Origin of the sequence: Mesorhizobium sp. M6A.T.Cr.TU.017.01.1.1 (assembly GCF_004023115.1) — a bacterium.
GTDB lineage: Bacteria > Pseudomonadota > Alphaproteobacteria > Rhizobiales > Rhizobiaceae > Mesorhizobium > Mesorhizobium mediterraneum.
Map to the genome: position 1 here is coordinate 1 of NZ_RZTA01000084.1, position 23,116 is coordinate 23,116.

General features: G+C 61.9%; 19 protein-coding genes. 4 read left to right on the plus strand and 15 right to left on the minus strand.

All coding sequences use genetic code 11. The features are described from left to right. Positions 1-204: 204 nt before the first annotated feature. The 8 genes from EOB36_RS23425 to EOB36_RS23460 form a co-directional block, all read right to left on the minus strand. Complete coding sequence (locus tag EOB36_RS23425; RefSeq protein ID WP_095489105.1) at positions 205-846, minus strand: ThuA domain-containing protein; 642 nt, start codon at positions 844-846, stop codon at positions 205-207. 155 nt (positions 847-1,001) lie between these two features. Next, entirely contained in the window at positions 1,002-1,916 is a 915-nt protein-coding gene (locus tag EOB36_RS23430; protein ID WP_095489104.1) for a TIM barrel protein, read from the minus strand. Positions 1,917-1,975: 59 nt separating this feature from the next. Beyond that, a complete protein-coding gene (locus EOB36_RS23435) occupies positions 1,976-2,746 on the minus strand; it encodes a glycerophosphodiester phosphodiesterase family protein (RefSeq protein WP_128285826.1) in 771 nt (256 codons plus the stop codon). 45 nt (positions 2,747-2,791) lie between these two features. Beyond that, positions 2,792-3,673, minus strand: a complete 882-nt coding sequence (locus EOB36_RS23440) for an ABC transporter permease (protein WP_128285821.1) — start codon at positions 3,671-3,673, stop codon at positions 2,792-2,794. 11 nt (positions 3,674-3,684) lie between these two features. Beyond that, positions 3,685-4,611: an ABC transporter permease gene (locus EOB36_RS23445; protein ID WP_095489102.1), complete on the minus strand. Its 927-nt coding sequence runs from the start codon at positions 4,609-4,611 to the stop codon at positions 3,685-3,687. Between the two features lie 10 nt (positions 4,612-4,621). Continuing rightward, positions 4,622-5,602, minus strand: a complete 981-nt coding sequence (locus tag EOB36_RS23450) for an ABC transporter ATP-binding protein (RefSeq protein WP_095489101.1) — start codon at positions 5,600-5,602, stop codon at positions 4,622-4,624. After that, positions 5,599-6,612 (minus strand): ABC transporter ATP-binding protein, encoded by a 1,014-nt coding sequence (locus EOB36_RS23455; RefSeq protein WP_095489252.1) that lies wholly within the window; start codon positions 6,610-6,612, stop codon positions 5,599-5,601. Before EOB36_RS23455 ends, EOB36_RS23450 begins: the two co-directional genes overlap by 4 nt. A gap of 95 nt (positions 6,613-6,707) precedes the next feature. Beyond that, a complete protein-coding gene (locus EOB36_RS23460) occupies positions 6,708-8,336 on the minus strand; it encodes an ABC transporter substrate-binding protein (protein ID WP_128285822.1) in 1,629 nt (542 codons plus the stop codon). 368 nt (positions 8,337-8,704) lie between these two features. On the opposite strand from EOB36_RS23460, the gene EOB36_RS23465 reads away from it, so the two are divergent. Continuing rightward, on the plus strand, positions 8,705-9,643 hold the full coding sequence (locus EOB36_RS23465) for a sugar-binding transcriptional regulator (protein WP_126105499.1): 939 nt from the start codon (positions 8,705-8,707) through the stop codon (positions 9,641-9,643). A gap of 33 nt (positions 9,644-9,676) precedes the next feature. Here EOB36_RS23465 and EOB36_RS23470 read toward each other — a convergent pair whose 3' ends face one another. From EOB36_RS23470 to EOB36_RS23480, 3 genes are all read right to left on the minus strand, one after another. Then, positions 9,677-10,012, minus strand: coding sequence for a hypothetical protein (locus EOB36_RS23470; RefSeq protein ID WP_095489098.1), 336 nt, complete (start codon positions 10,010-10,012; stop codon positions 9,677-9,679). 85 nt (positions 10,013-10,097) lie between these two features. Next, on the minus strand, positions 10,098-11,273 hold the full coding sequence (locus EOB36_RS23475) for an acetate/propionate family kinase (RefSeq protein ID WP_164897593.1): 1,176 nt from the start codon (positions 11,271-11,273) through the stop codon (positions 10,098-10,100). Continuing rightward, the gene (locus tag EOB36_RS23480; protein WP_128241350.1) at positions 11,273-13,681 is read right to left on the minus strand and encodes a phosphoketolase family protein; all 2,409 of its coding nucleotides are present in this window, start codon (positions 13,679-13,681) and stop codon (positions 11,273-11,275) included. The genes EOB36_RS23475 and EOB36_RS23480 overlap by 1 nt, the downstream gene beginning before the upstream one ends. A gap of 284 nt (positions 13,682-13,965) precedes the next feature. On the opposite strand from EOB36_RS23480, the gene EOB36_RS23485 reads away from it, so the two are divergent. Beyond that, entirely contained in the window at positions 13,966-15,957 is a 1,992-nt protein-coding gene (locus EOB36_RS23485; protein WP_095489096.1) for a protein-L-isoaspartate(D-aspartate) O-methyltransferase, read from the plus strand. A gap of 96 nt (positions 15,958-16,053) precedes the next feature. Continuing rightward, a complete protein-coding gene (locus EOB36_RS23490) occupies positions 16,054-16,260 on the plus strand; it encodes a hypothetical protein (RefSeq protein WP_027151394.1) in 207 nt (68 codons plus the stop codon). A gap of 21 nt (positions 16,261-16,281) precedes the next feature. Here EOB36_RS23490 and EOB36_RS23495 read toward each other — a convergent pair whose 3' ends face one another. The 4 genes from EOB36_RS23495 to EOB36_RS23510 form a co-directional block, all read right to left on the minus strand. After that, complete coding sequence (locus EOB36_RS23495) at positions 16,282-16,779, minus strand: DUF1772 domain-containing protein (protein ID WP_095489095.1); 498 nt, start codon at positions 16,777-16,779, stop codon at positions 16,282-16,284. A 644-nt stretch (positions 16,780-17,423) separates the two neighbouring features. Further along, on the minus strand, positions 17,424-19,010 hold the full coding sequence (locus EOB36_RS23500) for a SpoVR family protein (RefSeq protein WP_128285823.1): 1,587 nt from the start codon (positions 19,008-19,010) through the stop codon (positions 17,424-17,426). A 10-nt stretch (positions 19,011-19,020) separates the two neighbouring features. Then, a complete protein-coding gene (locus EOB36_RS23505) occupies positions 19,021-20,328 on the minus strand; it encodes a YeaH/YhbH family protein (protein WP_126105493.1) in 1,308 nt (435 codons plus the stop codon). A 19-nt stretch (positions 20,329-20,347) separates the two neighbouring features. After that, positions 20,348-22,297 (minus strand): PrkA family serine protein kinase, encoded by a 1,950-nt coding sequence (locus tag EOB36_RS23510; RefSeq protein ID WP_126105492.1) that lies wholly within the window; start codon positions 22,295-22,297, stop codon positions 20,348-20,350. Positions 22,298-22,552: 255 nt separating this feature from the next. On the opposite strand from EOB36_RS23510, the gene EOB36_RS23515 reads away from it, so the two are divergent. Then, positions 22,553-23,023 (plus strand): YbhB/YbcL family Raf kinase inhibitor-like protein, encoded by a 471-nt coding sequence (locus EOB36_RS23515; RefSeq protein ID WP_126105491.1) that lies wholly within the window; start codon positions 22,553-22,555, stop codon positions 23,021-23,023. Positions 23,024-23,116: the final 93 nt, after the last annotated feature.

Sequence of the window (23,116 nt, forward strand, 5' to 3'; positions counted from 1 at the left end):
CGGTATCGGAAACAGCGGCGCCACAGGCCCGCCGCTGCTGTTTCCGATACCGCTGCTGTGGCTGCTGCTCAGCGGCCTGACGCTCCATGCCATGGGCGATCCGCAAGCCTGGCTGCCGCTTCTGGCAGCGGCCACCGCTGTCGCTGCCTTGGCCCTGCGCCGCATTGCCCGATGAAACGACGGTGCGTGCTCCGGCAAGCGCTCTCAGCGCGCCGCCCACACCAGGCCGCGACGAAATATCGTTCGCATCCGCGGCACCGCGAACTCCTTGGCGGCATGGCCGAGCGCCGAATAGAACACCCTTCCCTTGCCGTGCCGGCGCTTCCAGACGACCGGCATGACCACGCCTTCGATCCAGGATGCGTGCTCGCCGGAGAAGGTGGTTGTCGCCAGCACCTCGTTCGACGGATCCACATGCATGTAGTACTGCTCCGAGCGGTACGAAAAATCATCGATGCCGTTCATGATGGGATCGTCGCGCCTGGTGATGTCGATCCGGTAGTCGATGATGTTGCCCGGGTGGGCCACCCACTGGCCGCCGCACATGAACTGGTATTCCGTGGCTTCGCGAAATGCATCGCACATGCCGCCATGATAGCCGCCAAGGCCGACACCGCCCTCGACTGCTTTTGTCAGGTTGAGCTCCTCGTTCTTCGCAAGCTTGGCCATTGTGTAGATCGGGACGATCAGGCTCAAATCGGCGATCGCGGGGTCGGCGAATATCTCCGTCGTGGTTTCGACGCGCACGCCAAACCCCTCCTCTTCGAGCATCGCCTTGACGACGCGCGCACCCTCTTCCGGCTCGTGTCCGTCCCAGCCGCCCCACACGATCAGCGCTTGCCGCATATCTTCTCCATCAGTTGGTTGCGTCGCCAACACGAACCTTAAGCGGCAGTGCGGCCGGCCGATCCGGCCGGCTGCTCCTCAATTCGAACTATGCCAACGATACCCAGACAGTCTCGACCGTTGCAATGTCCTTCAGGCCAAAATCAAATGGCCTGTCATTCGGCAGCCATGGAACTGCGCGTGCCGTTCAGCGCCATTAGGCGTTTCGCGCGTTCGAGGCTGGCTGGCTGCTCGCTGCGGTAGCGTTCGCCGATCTCCATCATCAGCACCGTTCCCGGCAGGAACGCCAGCTCGCTGAAAATCTCCTCCCAGGCGATGTCGCCCCAGCCGAGCGGCATGTGCAGGTCGCCGAGGCCCAGCGCCGTCGCTTCCTGCAGAAAGTAGGGCTTGTAAAAACCCTGTGGGCGGCCGAAGGAATCGTGGACATGCAGATGCCCGGCCACTGGCGCCATGGCGCGGATCTGCTCGCGGAAGTTCAGTCCGCGATAGGTCGCTTCGAGATAGGCATGACTGAAGTCGATCAGCGCGACCAGATTGGGATGGTTGACGGCCTTGACGGTCTCGGCCACCTCCGCTGGCGTCTGCCGGTATTGCCCCGGTTCCGCGGTGAAGATGTTCTCCAGCGCGATGCGTACGCCGTAAGGCTTGGCGAATTCCGCCAGTTCGGACAGAGCCTCGCGCTCGCGCCGGTCCGCATCCGCGCGCAAGAGAGGCTGGTCGGCGCGCAGGAAACCGCCATGCTGGACGAGGATACGGGCGCCGATCCGGTCGCAGATCTCGACCAGCGCCTTGGCAGCCTGCAGCTGGTACGTGCAGGTCGCAGGGTCCATGAAGTTGGAGGAGACGAGGCCATGAACCGTGTAGCGGAAGGAAAACTTGGCCGTCAACGCGACGAGCCTGTCCGCTCTTTCCCTAATGATGCGGCCGCCCGCGATGAGATCGATGCTGGTGAGCGCAAGCTCGACGGTGTCGACGCCGATATTTTCGAGCCGGCGAAGATCGGCTTCGAGGCTATCCAGCTCGCCGTCGCGAGACTGCGCGTTGAAGCCGGTTGCGATAAGATTGCTCATTTGCTTTGTCTCCAGGTGGGGCCAGATTGGCATTGTCGTTATGCGGCCGATCGGCGTGATCAGGCCCGGTTGGTTTCGAGCGGCGCTGCCGTCACCACGGCGGAGCGCAAGGCGATGGCGAGGTCCGGGCGGTCCGATGTCAGGCGGCCGATCCGCCGTCCCAGCCAGTGGCGGATCGTCGCCTCCTCGTTCACCGTCCACACCCAAAGCCGGTCGAGCGGCAGCGTGGCGCGAACCAGGTCCCATTGCGCCTCCATCAGCTCGTGATGGATGGCGACGATGTCCACGAGTCCGTCGACGCGAGCAAGGAATGCCGCCAGGCCACCCTGTCTTTCGGCCCAGTCAGCATTGACGGAGACGAGGCGCGCGACCTGCGGCGCGTGGCGCCGGCAGTCTTCCAGAACGGAAATGTCGAAGGACGTCAGATGCGTCCTGTCCTCCACGCCGAAGCGTCGAAGCTCCTCGGCGACGCGCCGGGCAATGTCGGGATAGGGCATGCCGGTTTCGTCGGTCTTGATCTCGACATGCAGGTCCGGCCCGGCCCTGGAAGAAAGCGCGGCCAGCACGTCCGCCAGTGTCGGGATGGTCTCGTCCGTATCTTTCAATCTCACGTTTGCCCGTTCTTCGAACGTCAGCTTCCGCACCGGTCCAAAGCCTTCCGTCGTGCGTTCGAGCGTTGCGTCGTGGATGACCACGAGCTCGCCCATTTCCGTCAGGTGAACATCGAATTCGATGGCATCGACACCGAGCTCCAGCGTGTTGCGGAAGCCCACAAGCGAGTTCTCGGGCCACAGATTGCGGGCGCCGCGATGGCCGGTGATCAAAGTCATGCCAGTGATCAAAGTCATGGAAGTCTCCTAGAACTGATCGACATCTCACCGCACCGTGGGATCGAGCCTGTCGCGCAGCCAGTCTCCAACCAGCGAGATGGACAGCGTGGTGAGCATGATGACGGCGGCCGGCGCCAGCATGATCCACGGCGCGCGGGTCAGATATTCGCGGCCGAAGCCGACCATATTGCCGAGGCTGGTCGCCGGCGGCTGGACGCCAAGGCCGAGGAAGGACAGCCCGCTTTCCATCAGGATGATCTCGGGAAAGGTCAGCGTCATCGAAACGATCAGCGTCGAGGCGACGTTGGGCAGGATGTGGCGCAGGTAAACCCGCGCCGGCGTAGCGCCGAGCTGCACCACCGAGGCCGCATAGCCCTGCGCGCCCGCCGAGATCGCGAGACCGCGCGCGATGCGCGCATAGCGCTCCCAGCCGTAAAAACCCATCAGGCAGACCAGCAGCACCATGGAGGAGCCGAAGAACGCCAGCACCGCCAGCGACATGATGAGAAACGGCAGGGCCGCCTGGAAGTCGGCCAGCGCCAGCACCAGATGCTCGACCAAACCGCGAAACTGCGCGGCGGCGAAGCCGAGCGCCGTGCCGAACACGGCCGAGAGGAGCGTCGCCCCGAAGGCGATGACGAGCGAAAGGCGGATCGACTGGATGAGGCGCGAAAGCACGTCGCGGCCCAGCTCGTCGGTGCCCAGCAAGTGCTTCAGCATGCCGGGGGGCGCAAGCCGGCTGGTGAGATCCATCTGCGTGATCCCATAGGGGCGGATGCGGTCGGCAAATATGGCAACCAGCACCATGGCGACCAGCCACAGGATTCCGAGACCGACGCTCAGCGGCAGGTTGCGGCGAATGGACGACAGGAAACCAGCCCTTTGCCTCGCGTTTGCCTGTGTGGTCGCCGGATAGATCGAAGCCATGCCGGTTCTCCTCAATGGCTCGCGGGCGAGCGCAGGCGCGGGTCGAGCCAGCCGTAGAGCAGGTCGACGACGAGGTTCGACACCACCATGGTGGCCGCGACGATGAGCAGGATGCACTGGACGACAGCAAGGTCGCGATTGCTGACCGAGACAATCAGCAGCCTGCCGATGCCCGGCCAGGAGAAGATCGATTCCACCACCACCGCGCCGGCGATCAGCGAGCCGACCATGAAGCCGACGATGGTCACGATCGGCACGGCTGCGTTGGGCAGCGCATGGCCCCACACCACGTCGCGCCATTTCAGCCCCTTGGCGGAAGCTGTGCGGATATAGGGTTGCCCCATCACCTCGATCATGGCGCTGCGCGAGAAACGGGCGAGTATGCCTACGCCGCCCACGCTCATGGTGAGCGTCGGCAGGATGCCATGCACCCATGTCTCCTGACCGCCGGAAGGCAACACGCCCAGCGTCACCGAAAAGATCAGCACCAGCAGCAGGCCCATGACAAAGGAGGGGATGGTAAAGCCGAGGATCGCCAGCAGGATCACGCCGCGATCGGCGAAGCTCTGTCGGTGCAGCGCCGCATAGACGCCGGCCGGAATTCCGATCAGCAGCTTCAGGATGAGCGCCGGAACGGTGAGCTGCAGCGTGGCCGGCACGCGCTCCAGCACCAGTTGCAGCGCGGGCGCCTTGTCGCGCATCGACACGCCGAAATCGCCGGTGAAGATCGACTTGAGGTAAGCCAAATATTGAATCCAGAGCGGCTGGTCGAGACCCCACGACTTGCGGAACGCCTCGATGACATTTTGCGGCACGTCCGGCCCCAGCATCACCTCGGCCGGGTCCCCCGACATGCGCAGCACGACGAAGGCGAAGGTCATCACCGCAAGGATGGTGATAACGGCTCTCATAACGCGCACGAGAACGAAACGGATCATGCGGGCTCCATCAGGCCGCGATCGCGGCGTTGTCCGCCACGACATGGCAGGCGGCGGTACGCCCCGTCTCGACCGAGCGCAGCGCCGGCGTGCTGGTGCGGCAGATGTCTCGCGCAACAGGGCAGCGGGGATGGAAGGCGCAGCCCGACGGACGTGCGGCCGGATTGGGCGGCTCGCCCTGGAGGATGACACGTCCCTCCAGCTTCTTGCCGGGGATCGGCATGCTGGAAACCAGCGCCTTGGTGTAGGGATGCCGTGGCGACTGGAAAATCACGTCGGAGGAGGCTTCCTCGACGATCCTGCCGAGATACATGACGGCGACACGGTCGGCCAGGTTGCGCACGACCTTCAGGTCATGGCTGATGAAGATCATGGCGATGCCGTTCTCTTCCTGCAGGTCGCTCAACATGTTCACCACCTGCGCCTGGATCGACACGTCAAGCGCGGAGACCGGCTCGTCGCACACCAGGAGCTTGGGCCGGGCGGCCAGCGCCCGCGCGATCACCGCCCGCTGGCGCTGCCCGCCGGAAAGCTCATGCGGATAGCTGCCGGCCTGGTCGGGGCGCAGGCCGACGGCCGCCATCAGGTCCTCAACGCGACCGGCGCGGCTTTCCCTGGGCCCGATGCGATGAATGTCCAGCGGTTCGCCGATCTGGGTCGCGATCGTCTGCCGCCGGTCGAGCGCGGCCAGCGGGTCCTGATAGACAAGCTGCATTTTGGCGCGCAGCGCCCGCCATTCCGGCGTGCCAAGCCTCGGCATCGGTTGCCCTTCGAAGCGCACCTCGCCGCCCTGGGCCGGATCGATGCCGAGCAGCATTCGTCCGAGCGTCGACTTTCCGGAGCCGGACTCCCCCACGATGCCCAGCGTTTCGCCGGGGAATACCGACAGCGAAATATCCTCCACGGCGCGAACAAAACTGGGGCGGGAGAAGGGTCCGTGCCTGAGCGCGTAAATGCGCACCAGCTCCTTTGCTTCGATCAGCGGCGTCATTGCAGCAGATCTTCGGGGACTTTGCGTTCGGCCTTGCCGGCTACCGCAAGTTCGATCGGGTGCGCGCAGGCGAGCTTGCGGCCGTCCTTTTGCGGCAGGAGGGAGGGCGGCGACGTCTCGCAGAAAGCGGTGGTGCGCGAGCAGCGCGGCGCGAAGGCACAGCCCTGCGGCAGCGTTTTCGGGTTCGGCACCGTGCCCGGTATCGGGATCAGCCGTTTTCGAGGACCGTCGATGCGCGGGATCGCGTCGAACAGGCCGCGTGTATAAGGATGGCGAGGGCTGGAAAACAGCTGCGCGACCGAACCCTCCTCTACGATGCGGCCCGCATACATCACGCAAACGCGTTCGCAGACCTGCGACACCGCGCCGAGATCATGGCTGATGAACACCAGCGCCATGCCGGTTTCGGCCTGCAGCCGGATCAGGAGATCGAGTATCTGGGCCTGGATGGTCGCATCGAGCGCGGTGGTCGGCTCGTCCGCGATCAACAGGTCCGGTTTACCCGCCAGCGCCATGGCGATCATCAGGCGCTGGCATTGTCCGCCGGAAAATTCATGTGTGTAGAGATCGAAGCGGCGGCGGGCATCGGGGATGCCGACCATGTCCATCAGCCTCAGCGCCTCGGTCTTCGCTGCCTCGCCCCGTAGCCCCCGATGAATGGCCAGCGCCTCGGTGATCTGGCGGCCGATCGACAGGACCGGGTTGAGCGAGCTCGACGGATCCTGGAAGATCATGGCAATCCGCCCGCCCCGCACCTGCTCCAACGTGCTGCGCGGGCTGCCGCATAGCTCGCGTCCCTCGAGGCGCACGGAGCCGGTCACGCTTGCCTTGCCGGGCAACAGGCCGAGCGCCGCCAGCCATGTCACTGACTTGCCGCATCCTGATTCCCCGACGAGGCCGAGCGCCTCACCGCGTGCGACATCGAGATCGATGCCGTGCAGCACCTGAACGCCGTCGAAGGCGACTTTCAGGTTGCGCAGTTCCACCAGATTGGCCGTTGCAGCTGTCATCGCCATCCGCTTCCGCTCCGTCCGCCCGAAGGACATCGTGAAAAGAAAAAGCTCCGGCGGGCGTTTCCCTGCCGGAGCCGGTTCGTGGCTGCTGGTCAGCTTGCCCAGTTGGTGGAGCGGAAATCCATGGCGAAGGCGGGGGCGGCCTTCCACTTCAGCGATGACTTCATACCGGTGAACACCGCATTCTGGTGAAGGATCTGATAGACCGGATCCTCCCGCTCGCAGATTTCCAGCATGCGGGCGAAGGCCTTCTTGCGGGCGGCGTGGTCGGTGCCGGTTTCCAGGATCGCGGCCATCTGATTGGCCTCGGCATTGGTCCAATCCTTCTTCTGCTGGACTTCACCATTCGGGCCGTACTGGTTGACGATGCCGCCAACAGGATCGTTGAAAGCGCATCCGGCTGACCAGTCGCGCACGCCTTTCACGCCGGCCGGGTCGTGGATCTGTGCCCAGTTTTCCTTCATCTCGATCTGCACGTTGAGGCCGACCTGGTTCCACATCTCGACCATGATCTGGCCGTTCGCAGTCTGGTTCGTGTAGTAATTGTCGAGGAGCCGGAACGGGATCGCGTCGCCCTTGTAATTGGCCTGCTTCAGCAGCTCGCGCGCCAGATCGGGGTTATAATCCGGCACCTTCCAGCCCTGCACGAACATCTCGTCATAGAAGGGGAACTGTAGCCCGGCCGGAATCGTCGTCTGGCCTGCCCATAGCGCTTCAATGATCGCCTGGCGGTCGATGGAATGGGTCATGGCGCGGCGCACCAGCGGGTTTTCGAGTATCGGATTCTGGGTGTTGAACACCGAAACCCTGTGATTGAGGATCGTCGAGCCCTGCACCTCGAAGCCGGGGGCGCCCTGAACAGCGGGAATCTGGTCGGGCGGCAGGTCACAGGCAAAATCATACTCGCCAGACAGAAGCCCGTTGACGCGCGAGGCGACCTCCGGAACCTCGACAAAACGGATCTGCTCGAGTGGCGGGCGACCGCCCCAATAGTCGTCGAAGGCCACGAGAGTAAGCGACACGTCCGGCTTGAACTCGCCGACCGAATAGGGGCCGGTGGTGACCGGCTTGCGCGCCCAGTCGACATAGTTCGCCGCCTCGTCCCAGGCACGGCGGTTGGCGATCTGGCTGCCGAAGGCATAGAGGCGGCCCTCCAGCGTCACATCCGAGGTCGCGTTGTGGAAACGCACCGTGTGTTTGTCCACCGCCTCGACGCCGGCGAGCCGGGGCCACAGCCGGCGGCCGATGCCGGGTATCGTGGCAGGCAGTTCCTTTGGCGTTGCGGGTTTGTGGTCGTCCTCGAAGATCGTCTTGCCGCCGACCGGCTGCGTGTCGCCGAAAACGCGCTGGGCCGAGAAGCTGAACACCACGTCATCGGCGGTCAGCTCGTCGCCATTGTGGAACTTCACGCCCTGGCGCAGCTTGAGCTCGACGGTCTTATCGTCGATCCGTTTCCACTCGGTCGCAAGGCCGGGAACCAGGCCTTGGTTGCCCATCCAGTTGCGCAGGATCAGCCCTTCCCAGAAATTGGGGAAAAACACCCGCTCGCCCACATTGGATTGCTCGTTCCATATGTCGAGCGTGTTGTTGTTGGTGATCTTCTGCACGGCGATGGTGACGGACGGGCGCGCGCCCTGACCGATCGCAAAGCGCGGCAGCATCATGCTGCCTGCGGTTACGCCGAGGATACCAAGCGCGCCGCGCCGAGTGAGTGAAAACATCGGAATCTCCTTTTGCGGGAATGGCAAGTCGTGGCCAAAGCAATCCGACCGGTTTTATGTTCAGCACTGTGTCTGTTTCGCAATGAACAGATGAATTATTTGTGACAATCCGCAGATTACACATTTAGGCACAAAGTATTAATATAACTATCTTCTAAATAAGCACGGAGTATCCTGCCCATGCCTAGAGCATTTATCCATGTTGATCTATTCTTGTTGAATCTGCTATCCGGCTAAACGGCCATGACTTCCTTGCTGACATCGGCCAGTCAGCCGGAAACAGATCGCCGGGATTCGTAGGTTACAAATGCTACACCAGTGTGACGTTTGTAACTGAAAGCGGCCACGGCATGGGGGGAGGAAAGCGCATGGACCAGCAGGAGCTGATGATCAGGGCCGCATGGCTCTATCATGTGGAGGGTCTGACGCAGGCTGAGATCGGCGAGCGTATGCATCTCACCCGCCGCAGGGTCAACGAGCTTCTCGCCGCAGCACTTGAGGAAGGGATCGTGCGGATAGGCTTCAGCTCGCCGCTTGCCGCCAATATCGAACTCGAGGCCGAATTGCGAAGCCGGTTCGGCCTGCAGGATGCCGTCGTGGTGCCGACGCCGGGCGATCCCGGGCTGGTGCACTCGGTCATCGGACGGGGTGCTGCCGCCTATCTGGACCGGCTGACCCAAAGCCGCAAGCCTGCCTCCATCGGCGTCGGCTGGGGCGCGACGCTGCGGGAAACCGTGCGGCACATGACGGCGGTCAGCGAGCCGCAGATGGAGATTCGGTCGATGATGGGCGGACTGACGCGCGGCTCGGAGATCAACACATTCGAGATCGTCCGCGGCTTCGCGCAGGTCCTGGGCGCGCAATGCTGCTATTTCGCGGCGCCGATCTACGCCGAGAGCCCGCAATCGCGCGAGGCGATCATTTCCCAATCGGTGTTCCAGAGGATATTCCCCCGCACCTATGATGTGGATGTCTCCTATCTGAGCGTGGGGGACGTATCGCGGCAATCGCTGCAAGTGCGTTACGGCCTGCCTGAGGGAACGGATGCGCGTGATCTCATTGCCGCCGGCGCCGTCGGCGACCTCCTGGGCCGCTATCTCGATGCCGAAGGTAAGCCTGTGGACCACCCTCTCAACCGCCAGGTGCTTTCGCCGGAGCTCGAAGACTACCGCAATATCCCCTGCCGCATCATCGCCTCAGGCGGGACGCACAAACATGCCATTCTTCTAGCTGTGGCGGGGGCCGGGTTGGCGACGGTCATCGTAACGGATGCCGATAGCGCAAAAGCCATGCTTGATTGCCGATAGCCAGGCTCGGCACTGCAAGGTGGTCATCTGTCCCTAGAACCACCGCCGCTCAGGCTCGGAACTCTTCGCAATCACAATTCCGAGAAGGACACCGAATACGCCGCCAAGCACCATCGCCGAAGAGATTGTGCCTGGGTTCTGCTGGACAGTCTCAGACACGGTGTGCGCCTGGTTGCGCAATTGTCGGGCCGCACGCGAGGCCCGGTCGGCCGCGCTATCGTACCAGCCCTGTGCCTCCTCGGCTTGGTCGGAAAGGGTCCGATTTATTTTGGTGATTTCGCGGCGAAGCTCAGCGATCTGCTTCTTCATCGCCTCCTGGGCTTCGGTTGTCGCCTTTGAGGCGCCTGCCGTACTGGTGGTCTCGGCCATTGGATTTCTCCCTTTGGTAATCAGATGGGGAAACGGGCGCGGGCGCGCAGGGTTCCTTGCGTTGGAAACCGTGCCGTTGATTGCGTTATCGAGCATTCCCTTGCACCCGCGTGTGGCGGGCAATGATGCTCTCCTCGTCGGTCGCGACGACGCGTATTTCGACCTTGCTGTCCGGCCGGCTTATGATCCCGGCATGCGAGGCATTGGATGGCTCGTCGATCGCCACGCCAAGCCAATGGAGCCTTTCGCATATTGCTTTGCGGACCGGCGCCGAGCGCTCGCCAATGCCGGCGGTGAACACGAGGCATTCGAGGCCGCCCAAAGTGTTGGCGAGCGCGGCGGCCTCCCTTGCGGCCCGGAACGCAAAAAGGCTCACCGCTTCGCGCGCGTGGGGGTCGTCGCTCGCTTCCAGCGTGCGCATGTCACCTGAGATGCCGGATATTCCGAGCAGCCCGGATTCCTCATAGAGCATGTGCTGCAGAGCCTCCGCCGCAATGCCTCTTTCCAGGACGAAGTACAAGAGCACGCCCGGATCGATGGCGCCGCAGCGTGTGCCCATGACCAGGCCGTCGAGCGCGGAAAAGCCCATCGTCGTATCGACGCTTCTTCCGTCGTGCATGGCACATAGGCTCGCTCCGCTGCCGAGATGGGCAACGATCGTCCGCTTCGCTGCAAGAGCGGGCGATATCTCCTTGAGCCGCCCGGCGATGTATTCGTAGGAAAGCCCATGAAACCCGTAGCGGCGGATCCCTTCCGCATCGTATTTGCGCGGCAGCGCGAAGCGGCTCACGATCGGATCGATCGTCTGATGGAAAGCTGTGTCGAAACATCCGACCTGCGGCAGGTCCGGCCGCAGCGCGGCAAGCGTGCGGATCGGCGCGAGACTGCGAGGCTGGTGCAGCGGCGCAAGCGGCGTCAGCCTGTCCAAGGCGTCGATCACCTCAGGCGTCAGACGGACGGGTTCGACGAATTCGCGCCCGCCATGCACGATGCGGTGGCCGGCGGAGATTAGTTTCCGCCCGCCAAGCTCGCTCTCGATCCAGTCGAGCAACGCGCCGATGCCGGCATTGCGCGCGTCTCCCGCAAGCGGCCGATCACACTGCACCGTTCCCTCGGCCGCCTTTGCGCTGAGCCTCGGTGCGTCGCCGAGATCCAGCGCACCACGCGAGACGAGTTGCAGTTCCCCAGAGGGTTCAAGGTCGTATAGTCCGAACTTGATGCTGGAGGAGCCGGCGTTCAGCGCGAGAATTGCCTGTCGCATCAATCGCCCGCCTTCGTCGCACCGCTTTGGGGCCAGTTCCAATTCTGAATCTCGGGCATGTCTTCGCCGTGCTCGCGGACATAGGCCCTATGCTCCACAAGCTTCGCTTGAAGTTCGGCGGCAAGATCTTTCGCCCGTTCGGCGAGCCCAGGCACGTGTTTGATCGCGGCGAGCGCCAGGTGGAAACGGTCGAGCTCATTGAGCACGACCATGTCGAACGGCGTGGTCGTGGTGCCTTCCTCGCGAAAACCGTGCACATGCATGTTGTCATGGTTGGCGCGTCGGTAGGTCAGCCGGTGGATGAGATAGGGATAGCCGTGATAGGCGAAGATCACCGGCTTGGCTTTCGTGAACAGCGCGTCGAAATCCTCATCGGCGAGGCCATGCGGATGCTCTGAATTTGACTGCAGCGTCATCAGGTCGACCACGTTGACGACGCGAACCTTCAGGTCCGGAAGCGCCGAGCGCAAAATGTCGGTGGCAGCGAGCGTCTCCAGTGTCGGCACGTCGCCGGCGCAGGCCATGACCACATCCGGATCCTCGCCTTTCCCAGCTCCGGCCCATTCCCAGATCCCCGCCCCCGCCCGGCAATGCGTCTCTGCGTCTTCGACAGACAGCCATTGCTGCGCTGGCTGCTTGCCGGCGGTGATGACATTGATGCGGTTGTAGGTTCTCAGGCAATGATCGGTGATCCAGAGCAGCGTGTTGGCATCCGGCGGGAAATAGAGCCTGACCGTATCGGCCTTCTTGTTGGCGACGAAATCGGCAAAGCCCGGATCCTGGTGGCTGAAGCCATTGTGATCCTGCCGCCAGACATGGGAGGTCAGCAGGTAATTGAGTGAAGCGATCGGCTTGCGCCAGGCAAGCTCTCTGGATGTCTTCAGCCATTTCGCATGCTGGTTGACCATGGAATCGACGATGTGGATGAACGCCTCGTAGCAGGAGAACAGGCCATGGCGGCCGGTCAGCAGATAGCCCTCCAGCCAACCCTGGCAGAGATGCTCGCTAAGCACCTCCATGACGCGGCCGTCCCGGGAGAGCTGGACGTCATAGGGCTCGATCCGCTGCATCCAGACCCGGTCCGTGACTTCGAATACGTCGTCAAGGCGGTTAGAGGATGTCTCATCCGGCCCCATCAGCCGGAAATTCCTGGCCTCAGCATTCAGGCGTATGACGTCGCGGAGATAGCTTCCGAGAATCCGCGTCGCCTCGGCCTTGGCGCCTCCTGGACGCGGCACATCGAGCGCCAGGCTTTTCCAATCTGGAAGCGCGAGGTCGCGCTTCAGCAATCCGCCATTGGCATACGGGGTCGCGCCCATGCGCTGGGACCCGTTTGGCGCAAGCGCCGCCAGGTCTGGAAGTAGACGCCCGCCGTCGTCGAACAGCTTTTCCGGTTCGTAGCTCCGCATCCAGTCTTCGAGGATCTTGCGGTGCGCCTCGTTGCCGCGAGCATTCGACACCGGCACTTGATGCGAGCGCCAGAAATCCTCGACCTTCTTGCCATCGACCTCTTTCGGTCCGGTCCAGCCCTTCGGGCTGCGCAGCACGATCATCGGCCACAGCGGACGCTCTCCCTGCCAGCCCGGAGCACGGGCTCGCTTCTGGATTGAGCGGATCCTGTCCAGCGCGGTGTCCAGCTTCGTGGCCATCAACCGATGCATGGGAATTGGCTCGTGACCTTCGACGAAAAATGGTTCGTAGCCATAGCCGGCAAACAGGCTTCGCAATTCCACGTCATCCATGCGGGCTAGGATTGTCGGGTTGGCGATCTTGTAGCCGTTGAGATGCAGGATCGGCAGCACGGCGCCGTCGGATGCCGGGTTCAGGAACTTGTTGGAGTGCCATGCCGCCGCGAGCGGACCGGTTTCCGCCTCACCGTCGCCGACGACGCAGGCGACCACCAGATCGGGATTGTCGAAGGCCGCGCCGAAAGCATGGACCAGCGCATATCCCAGTTCTCCGCCTTCATGGATCGAGCCGGGCGTTTCGGGCGCCACATGGCTAGGCACGCCGCCAGGAAAGGAGAATTGCCGGAAGAGCTTTCTCAGGCCGTCTTCGCCCTGGCCGATTTCCGGATAGATCTCGCTGTAGGTGCCCTCGAGCCATGTGTTCGCGACCATCGCCGGGCCGCCATGACCTGGGCCGCAGATAAACAGAATTTCGAGACTGCGCTCACGGATGACGCGGTTCAGGTGGACGTAGATGAAATTGAGGCCGGGTGTCGTGCCCCAATGGCCGAGCAGCCGCGGCTTGACGTGCTCGGCTTTCAAGGGCTCGCGCAGGAGCGGATTGTCGAGCAGGTATATCTGGCCAACCGAAATGTAGTTCGCGGCGCGCCAATAGCGGTTCATGAGAGCGACCTGATCAAGGCCTGTTGGCTGCGCGGTGGTCCGAGCCTCGTCGTTCATCGAAACGTCTCCAGAATGCGTTTGCCCGTCGATATCTGGAGTGCCATCGCCCCGGAGAAAGGATTTTCACGGAAATAAGTTCGGCTGGAGCCGCCATTTACGCCCGCCAATCGCTCTTTTGCAGGAACCTGGAAGCTCGCCAACGGTTAAGGAGACGAGCCGCAGGAAATGAGATCAAGCGCTGCCGAGGCCGGGCGCGCACTGATGGAGGGATTGTCGCCGTTGGGCACGATTGGGGGGCACAATCGGGCCGGAGGGCCGCCAACTGGCAAGAGGAGCAAAAGATGCTCGATCTTCCCGATGCACGCAACCGAATGGTCGAAGTCCATCTCAGTCGCCGTGGCATCCATGACCACGAGGTGCTGGAAGCGATGCGTGAGGTTCCGCGCGAGGCTTTCGTCGCACCCGGCTTTGAAGAATTCGCCTACGAGGATGGGCCGCTGCCGATTGCGGAGGGCCAGACGATATCGCAGCCCTACATCGTCGCATTGATGATCGAGATGGCGGAGATCGGACCGGGCGACCATGTCCTGGAGGTTGGCACCGGCTCCGGGTACGCGGCTGCCGTGATGAGCCGGATCGTCGAACGCGTTTACACGATCGAACGCCACGCTGGATTGGCCGAAACGGCGAGGCAGCGGTTCGAAGAGCTTGGCTATGATAATATCGAAGTTCGCACCGGCGATGGCACCAAAGGCTGGCCCGACGCAGCGCCCTTCGACGCCATTCTGGTCGCAGCCGGCGGACCCGGTGCGCCGCTTGCGCTTCAGGAGCAGCTCGACGTCGGCGGCAGGCTCGTCATCCCGGTCGGCGACGAACCGCATGATCAGCGCCTTCTCAAGGTCACCCGAACCGGCGCTGCAACTTACAGCGAAGAGGATTTCGGCGGCGTGCGGTTTGTCCCGCTCATCGGCGAGCAGGGCTGGCCCGAGAATGGCAGCCGCATCGCGGATCGTCCGTCCGGACGCGCGCGCACGCGCAGCCTGCCGGAGATGATCGCGGCGGCGGCCGAACCGCTGCCGGATTTCGACGATCCGGCGTTCGGCGAATTGTTCGACCGGTTTGGCGACAGGCGCGTCGTCCTGCTCGGTGAAGCGAGCCACGGCACGTCGGAGTTCTACCGAGCCCGCGCGGCGATCACTCGCAGGCTGATCGAGAAACACGGCTTCACCATCGTCGCAGTCGAGGCCGACTGGCCTGATGCAGCGGCGATCGATCGCTACGTCCGCCACCGGTCGTCACGCGCTGACGCCGATCCGCCGTTCCAGCGGTTTCCCACCTGGATGTGGCGCAACACGGACGTTGCGGCGTTCGTCGACTGGATGCGACAACACAATGAAAGGATCAGGATATCGTCCCGACTGGCGGGGTTCTATGGCCTCGACATCTACAACATGAGCGGATCGATCGCCGCGGTTCTGCAATATCTCGACCGGGTCGATCCGCAGGCGGCAAAGATCGCACGTGAACGCTATGGCTGCCTGACGCCTTGGCAAAACGAGCCATCCACCTATGGCCGTGTCGCGCTCACATCGGGTTACGAGAAATGCGAGAAGGCGGTGCTTGAACAATGCCGCGAACTGCTTGCCAAACAGCTCGACTATGCGCAGCAGGACGGCGTCGATTTTCTGGATGCCACCCAGAATGCCCGGCTGATCGCTTCCGCAGAACGCTACTATCGGATCATGTACTATGGCGGCGCGCAGTCCTGGAACCTGCGCGACACCCACATGTTCGAGACGCTCGAGCATCTGCTGGAAGCTCGCGGGCCGAACGCCAAGGCGGTCGTGTGGGCGCATAATTCCCATATTGGCGACGCCCGCTATACCGAGATGGGAATTGTCAGGGACGAAGTGAACATAGGCCAGCTCTGCCGCCAGCGTTTCGGCGACGGGGCAGCCTTGATCGGGCTCGGCACGCATTCCGGGACAGTGGCCGCGGCCTCCGACTGGGACGGCGAGATGGAAATCAAGCGGGTGCGGCCTTCCCATAGCGATAGCTACGAGCGGCTTTGCCACGACTGCGGCGTCTCGCGTTTCCTGCTCGACATCAAGCGCGACGACACGCTGCGCGAACGGCTTCTGGAGCGTCGGCTGGAGCGCTTCATCGGCGTGATCTATCGGCCGGAGACCGAGCTGCGCAGCCACTATGCGGATGCCTCTCTTTCCCAGCAATTTGACGCGTTCGTCTGGTTTGACGAGACCGCCGCGGTGACGCCGCTTGGGCCGGAGCATGTCGGAACGGGCGTTCCCGACACCTATCCGTTCGGGCTTTAGCGCCTCACGGCAGAGCCGCATCAAGGTGCGTTTCGGCGGAACATTCATCGCGCCCTGCTGTTTCTAGAACAGGACCCTTTTCGAAGGAGTTGTGCCATGAGCGGAACCAAACATCCAAAATGGAAAAAGCCGAGCGATGCCGATCTGAGGAACAATCCCGGTATCGGGACCTCCAAGGGCACGATCAAGGAAGGCGACGAACTCGTGCTCGAAGGCGAAAACACGATCGAAGGCGACGTCGAGAACGACACGAATGCCCTTGGCGGAATCAATCCAAGGCAGAAGATGCGGACGAACAAGTAGCGTCGCTGCGCATCCTCCGCGTTATTCACTCCCAGCAAAAAATGTCGCGGCGACAGCAATTGAGATCAGGCTCAGCATCGCAAGGCCTGCCCTGGCGACGTGCGAGGCTTCCCAAACGTCGCGCAAGTCTCTCCAGTCGCGGCTTTGCTTCCGAGGGAGCAATGAAAAAAACGTCGCGGCTGGCTTCGACACAGCGACATCTTGCACCCAGAAATTGTTGACGGGATGGGTGACCAACCAATAGGTCGCATGTTCCGCCACCAAGAAGACAAGGGCCGTCAAGGTCCACCAGAATCGAGCGCCTGGATAAGGCGTCAGGTAGAGCAGGATGGCGAGCGCAATGATGCCGCCGATCTCGGCGAACCCGCCGATAGTGAAGCCGGGATAGTAGATCGCCTGCACAGATTTGTAAGTGGCCTCCTTGAGGCGCAACTTGCCGGGCAACTCCAACGCGTGCGCGAGCGAGAGCGCCATCGTGATTGCGACCAGAAGAAGGGTGACAATCATGAACGCGCGCATGCTGCTGCTCCCTGATCCGTGCCTCGCAATAAGCAGCGTACATAGAGTGCTCCCCGACCCGGTAAAGGTGACGAAGGTGGAGGCGCGGCCCCATTTTCCAGCGCCGCTGGCATTGAGCTCCGCCGAAATTGTCATTCGGACGGCGCGTCCGTGCCATCGGCCTTCCAAATGGCCACGCCTGTGACGGCAGGGAACCATCGTCAGGCGCGATGGTTGTCATCCCAGGGTGATCCTCCTCAAGGAACATCCCAGGGTGTTCCTCAGGAACATCCCAGGGTGATCCTCCTCAAGGAAACGGCCATGACCGATCCTGATCCTGATCCGAACAATCCCGTTCCAATACCGGATAATCCCAATCCTGAGCCTGCCCGGCCGCCTGCTCCGCCGGAAACTCCGCCGAATGAGCCTCCGGGCGTTCCTCCGCCTTCGCCTGATCCCGTTCCCAGCCCGGAAAGGCAGCCCGTCGAAATTCCTCCCGATACACCACCCGAGATTCCCACGGAACCGACCTTCCCGGGTCCTACGGCCAGAGCATCGGACCCACAGCAAGCCTGATCACGAGAGGCTGGGCTGACGCATGGCGAAACAGCGCGGCCCCGCAGCGATTGGCTGTAGACCGACGCCGTCGCCGGCCGTCCGGTTGATCATTCCCCGATTTGGCTGGTCGAACGCTCGTTGAGCGTCCCACCCGTTTGCGCATCGATCGCCGCCAGGCTGACCTCATAGCCCCACAGGCTACGGATATGGCGCAGTGTCGCGTCGCGGCTGGCCTCCTCCAGCACGATGCCGTTCTTCACCTTGTGCTCCAGTCGCAACTGTCGGTCGCCGAGCAGATCCACATCCACCACCTGGATATCCGGCCGGCTGGCGCCGATGTCGTAGTTGTGAGCGAGCCCGGCGCGTATCTTTTCGTAGCCACGCTCATTGTGTATCGACGCGACTTCGTAATGCGGTTCGCTGGCGGCATCGGCGAGGATAAAGAACCGCCATTTCCGCATCAGGGCGGGGCTCAGATACTGGCGGATGAAAGATTCGTCGCGATGGTTCGCCCATGCGTCGAGCAGGGTTTCGCGCCAATTGCCGTTGCCGGCTATATCGGGGAACCAGTCACGATCCTCGGCGGTCGGCTCAGTCGATATGCGCTGGATGTCCTGCATCATGTCCAGGCCCAAGGCATAAGGATTGATGCCGGAAAACCGCGGATCGTCGAAGCCCGGCTGGAAAATCACGTTCGAATGGTTGCGCAGGATTTCCAGCATCGCGCCTTCGGTGATCAGGCCGCGATCGAACAGCGTGTTCATGAGTGTGTAGTGCACAAACGTGGCACAACCTTCGTTCATCACCTGCGTCTGCCGCTGCGGATAAAAATATTGCGCGACGACGCGGACGATCCTGATGATTTCACGTTGCCAAGGCTCCAGGACCAGACTGTTTTTTTCCAGGAAGTAGAGCAGGTTCTCCTCGGGCAGGTTGAGCGTTTTCTTCCGCTCCGCCATGCCGGGATCCTTTTCCCCAACATTGTCTCCGTCCTTCGAACGCGGGAGCGTGCGCCACAGGTCATTGTAGGACCGCTCTTCGTACTCCAGGCGCTCGCGAACGCCTTCGCGCTGCCGCTCCGACGACAGCTTCGGCGGCCGATGGTATCTGAACACGCCCTGCTCCATCAGCGCGTGGGCGGAGTCGAGGATCGCCTCCACCGCGGCCACGCCGTGCCGCTCCTCGCAGCGGGCAATGTAACCCTTCGCGAAATCAAGATAGCTCAGGATCGCGCTGGCATCCGTCCACTGCCGGAACAGGTGATTGTTCTTGAAGAAATGATTATGACCAAGCGCTGCATGGGCTGTCACCAGGGCCTGCAGGGCCATGGTGTTTTCCTCCATCAGGTAGACGATGCAAGGATTTGAATTGATGACCAGTTCATAGGCGAGCCCCCGCCCGCCTTTGCGATAGAGCAATTCCTGGTAGAGGAAATGCTTGCCGAAGGACCAATGGCGATACATCAGCGGCATGCCGACCGAGGAATAGGCGTCGAGCATCTGCTGGGAGGAGATGATCTCCATCTGCACCGGGTAGACGTCGAGGTGAAGCTCTTCGATCGCGAGCGCCTCGATCGCTTCGTAGGCGCGCGACAATGTCTTGAAATCCCAGTCGGATCCGGAAAAGAGCAAACCTGATTTGCTGGCTTGGCCGGATTTGCTGGTTTGGCCGGATTTGCTGGTCTGGCTCGCCATCGGCTCTCCCTCAAGCGCTCTTCTGGAAGGCCGGCTGCCTGGCAAAGAGCTGGCGGAAGACCGGATAGATGTCGGCTGCGTTGGCGATGCGGCTCATCTGGAAATTCGGCCATCTCTGGTTGACAGCATTGTAGGCGCGCCAGAGCGAGGTTCCATTGTCGGTGGTGCCGAAAATATGGCTCTCGCGTTCGTCGATGATCTCGACATAGGCGAAATACTGGCACAGGCGCATGATCTGGCTGTCCATGAGGCCTATGCAGCGCTCGGAATCGGTCACGAAATTGTCGCCATCCGATGCCTGGGCGGCATAGATGTTCCACTCGTTGCTGGGATAGCGTTGCTCGATGATGCGGTGCATCTCTTCGAGGGCCGTGGAAACGACCGTACCGCCGCTTTGCGTATTGTAGAAGAAGGTTTCCTCATCCACCTCCTGCGCCTCGTGCGTATGACGGATGAAGACGATTTCGGTGCGATCGTAGCGCCGTTTCAGGAACAGGTGCAGCAGCACGAAGAAGCGCTTGGCCAAATCCTTCTCGCGCTCGCCCATTGAGCCGGATACGTCCATGAGACAGAACATGACCGCATTGGCATTCGGCACGGGCCGGAAGTCGAAACGGTTGAAGCGGATGTCGACCGGGTCGACATAGGCGATCCGCTTGCGGCGGCGCTCAAGTCGCTCAAGCTCTTCCCGCAACGCTGTAATGCGCTGGCCTGCCGCCGCGCTCGCGGGCTCTGCCTCCAGGATTGCGAGTTCCTCCGCAATCGCATCGAGTTCCCCCTGCTTGGGACGCCTGAGCGCAATTCGGCGACCATGGCTGTTTCGCATCGTGCGCCCGACATTGATGTTGGTTGGGGCACCGGTCGCGGCGAACCCAGCCCGGCGCGGCTTGAAGGCAAGTATCTCCTTGAGATTGAGCTTGACCATGTCGGGAAGTTCGAGATCCTCGAAGAAGAGATCGAGCACCTCCTCGCGCGAGAGCACGAAACGAAAGTCGTCTTCCGAGACCGCTTTCCCGGGAGACGAGCCGCCGCCGCCCTGGCCGGGCTTGGGAACCCGGTCGCCTGGGGCGAAATGCTTGTTGCCCGGCAGGATGTGCTGCCGCCTGCCGCTGTCCTTCGCATCGCCGAAGCTCGGCTCGGCTGTGCCCCTCGCTGGCATGGAGACGGCATGCTCGGCATCCACATCCGCGATCTTGCCGGTGCGGATCTGATCCCGGATGCTTCGCTTCAGTTCCTCGCGCGCACGCTTCAGGAAGCGCTGGCGGTTGCCGAGGCTCTTGTCCTTCGGGTTCAGTCGGCGATCGATGAAGATCGGCATGGAACCATCCCGGCCGGACTCAACCCGCCTTGTTCACCCGCATGTACCAGTCCACCAGCCGGCGGACCTGACGTTCGGTGTAACCGCGTCCGACCATCCGATGCACGAACTCGGTATGCCGCTTCTCTGTTACGCTGTCCTGCTTGGAGCCGAAGCTGATCACCGGGAGCAGATCCTCGACCTGGCCGAACATCCGCTTTTCGATGACTTCGCGCAGCTTTTCATAGCTTGTCCATGACGGATTGCGGCCATTATTCCTGGCCCGGGCGCGCAACGTGAACTTCACGACCTCGTTGCGGAAGTCCTTGGGATTGGCGATGCCGGCCGGCTTTTCGACTTGCGACAGTTCGTTGTCCAGCACCTCGCGATTGAGGATCTGGCCGGTGTCGGAGTCTTTGTAGTCCTGATCCTCGATCCAGGCGTCGGCGTAGGCGATGTAGCGGTCGAACAGGTTCTGGCCGTATTCGCTGTAGGATTCCAGATAAGCCTTCTGGATCTCATGGCCGATAAACTCGGCATAACGCGGGGCGAGTTCGGACTTTATGAAGTCGAGATAAGCAGCTTCCGTTTCCTTTGGGAACTGCTCGCGCTTGATCGCCTCCTCCAGAATGTACATCAGATGCACGGGATCGGCGGCCACTTCCTTGGTGTCGTAGTTGAATGTCTGCGACAGGATCTTGAAAGCAAAGCGCGTGCTGACGCCGGTCATCCCTTCGTCGACCCCAGCGGCATCGCGGTATTCCTGAACCGACTTCGCCTTGGGATCTATGTCCTTGAGGTTTTCGCCGTCATAAACGCGCATCTTCGTGTAGAGCGGCGAATTGTCGTGCTCGGCCAGACGCGTCGATACGGTGAACCGGCTGAGAATGTCCAGCACCTCCGGAGCGCAGGAGCTGGAGGCCAACTCGCTCTCGCGCAGCAGCTTTTCGTAGATCTGCCTTTCTTCGGTGACCCGCAGGCAATACGGCACCTTGACCACCAGGATACGGTCGAGGAACGCCTCATTGTTCTTGTTGTTCTTGAACTGCAGCCATTCCGATTCGTTGGAATGGGCCACGACGATGCCCTGATAAGGGAAAGATCCGAAGTTTTCCGTGCCGTTGTAGCTGCCTTCCTGGGTAGCGGTCAGCAACGGATGGAGGACCTTGATCGGCGCCTTGAACATCTCGACGAACTCAAGCAACCCTTGCGTGGTCCGGTTCAGGCCGCCGCTGTAGGAATAGGCGTCCGGATCGGATTGGCTGAAATGCTCGAGTTGTCTTATGTCGACCTTGCCGACCAAGGCCGAAACGTCCTGGTTGTTTTCATCGCCTGGCTCGGTCTTGGCGATACCGATCTGGCGCAGCCGCGAAGGCATCAGCTTGACGACGCTGAACTTGGAGATGTCGCCGGACAGTTCATCGAGGCGCTTGGCCGCCCACGGCGAGATCAAGCCGTTCAACCGGCGCCGCGCGATGCCGTATTTGTCCTCCAAAAGGTCAGCCATGCGGTCGGGATGGAAAAGCCCGAGCGGCGATTCGAAAACCGGGCTGATCTGGTCGCCGACCTTCAGCGTATAGATCGGACGCTGCTCCATCAGCTTCTTCAGCCGTTCGGCCAGCGAGGACTTGCCGCCGCCGACAGGGCCGAGCAGGTAAAGAATCTGCTTGCGCTCCTCAAGCCCTTGAGAGGCGTAGCGAAAATAGCCGGCGATACGCTCGATCGTGTCCTCCATGCCATAAAACTCGGCGAAGGAGGGGTACACCTTGATTGTCCTGTTCGCGAAAATGCGGCCGAGCCGCTCATCCATGCTGGTGTCGACCAGAGTGGGTTCGCCGATCGCCTCGACCATCCGTTCGGGCGCCGAGGCATACATCGATTTATCCTCACGGCAGGCGAGGAGATATTGCTGGATGCTTATCTCCTCCTGCGCCGCATTCGTGTAAATCTCCGAAAACAGATCGAAGACGTCGGAGTGGTTCTCGCGCATGGTATCCTCGCCCCGGCCGGTCTGGTTGCTGTCGCCTCTTCATTCAACTGTCGGAAAGCCTTTGTGGTTCCCTCTCAACACGTAGTGAGTCTGAGACCAGATGTTAGGGGTCCAGACAGATATCGTCAAAGCCTGAAAACCAGCCAGCCAATGGTTCGCACAATGGAACGTTTCCGAGGGACGTCCATTCCTCCATCAGTGCGCTTGCCGAGCACAAGCCCGCCACGAACAAGCCGTTTTTTGGAGGAATGAACCATGCCGCTTACGCTCAGCAGTTCCGCCTTTGCCGAGGGTGGAAAAATTCCGGAAAGATATACCCGTGATGGAAAGAACGTGTCCCCGCCGCTGAAATGGTCGGGCGTGCCGGATAAGGCGAAGAGCCTCGTTCTCGTCGTGCAGGATCCCGATGCGCCGAACGGAACCTTCGGTCACTGGGCAGTGTTCAACATCCCGCCTGACGTCGGCGAACTGCCCGACGCTGAGAGTGGCAAGCCTGGTCCTGCAGCGCTCAGGCAAGCCACAAACGACTTTGGCAACGCTTACTATGACGGTCCTGAACCGCCGATCGGGCACGGCATCCATCATTACCATTTCCGACTTGCCGCGCTCGACACGCCGAGCCTCGCGATTCCGGGGTCCGCGGGCGTGGAGCGCATCTGGCAAGAAGCCAAAAAACATGTCCTGGAGGAAGCAGAATTGGTGGGGACATACGAACGCAACGGTTGAATTGGCGGCACAGGTCATTCGGTTGAAGATATCTACACCGTGCTGTCCGCCCCTGCACCAGAAGGGAGGAACGGTTCCACCTTCTCGACAATG